The sequence below is a fragment of the Streptomyces sp. DH12 genome (assembly GCF_020873895.1).
Lineage (GTDB): Bacteria > Actinomycetota > Actinomycetes > Streptomycetales > Streptomycetaceae > Streptomyces.
The window spans coordinates 1-656 of the sequence record NZ_JAHWGT010000372.1; the positions used below are offsets into that span (position 1 = coordinate 1).

Consider the following 656-nt stretch of genomic DNA (forward strand, 5'->3'; position numbering starts at 1 on the left):
AGGACGAAGACGTTCTCGTGGCGGTCCAGCGTGGGCATGGCGGCGCTCCGTTCACCTGTGGCCTACTGGTCGGTAACTTAAGGCCATCAGATGAACGGCGCAAGAGCCGCGGGACGCGCGCTCACTGGTCGGAGTAGCTGAAGTCCCCCACGGTCCAGGCGCTGACGTCCTCGATCGCCACCCGGTACATCCCACCCGTCTCCGGGACCCCGACCGTGCCCTGGATGATCCGGGCGACGTGGAAGTGCAGGTGGGTGGGCGGGCCGTCGTTCTTCACGGGGGCGTCGAAGACGGGGGCGAACTCACCGAGCCGCTCGGAGGCGTTCAGTACCTCTGCGACCCTCTTCCGCCACACCGCTTCGGGAGCCAGCCGGCCGGTGATGACGGCACCACCGGTGACCACGGTCAGAGACATCTGACTGCTCTGCCCCGATTCGACGCGGGCGGCGATGTCTACGATCAGCTCGTCGGGCTTCACCATGGGCCGGATTCTATGCGGGGCGCTCCCCGGCGCGCCGCCCGCTGTCCGGGACACGACCACGGCACGCCTCTGACCTGTGGACTCACCGGACCAGCACGTCTCCGTACGCCCGGAACGTGACGCCTCAGGACACGTTCACCCGGACCGGGTCGCCCAGGAGGCCGTCGGTGTAGGT

General features: G+C 68.3%; 1 protein-coding gene. It reads right to left on the reverse strand.

Going from position 1 to position 656, the window contains the following annotated elements; genetic code table 11:
* Positions 1 to 121 precede the first annotated feature (121 nt).
* The gene (locus LPA54_RS34635; protein ID WP_093768913.1) at positions 122 to 481 is read right to left on the reverse strand and encodes a hypothetical protein; all 360 of its coding nucleotides are present in this window, start codon (positions 479 to 481) and stop codon (positions 122 to 124) included.
* Positions 482 to 656: the final 175 nt, after the last annotated feature.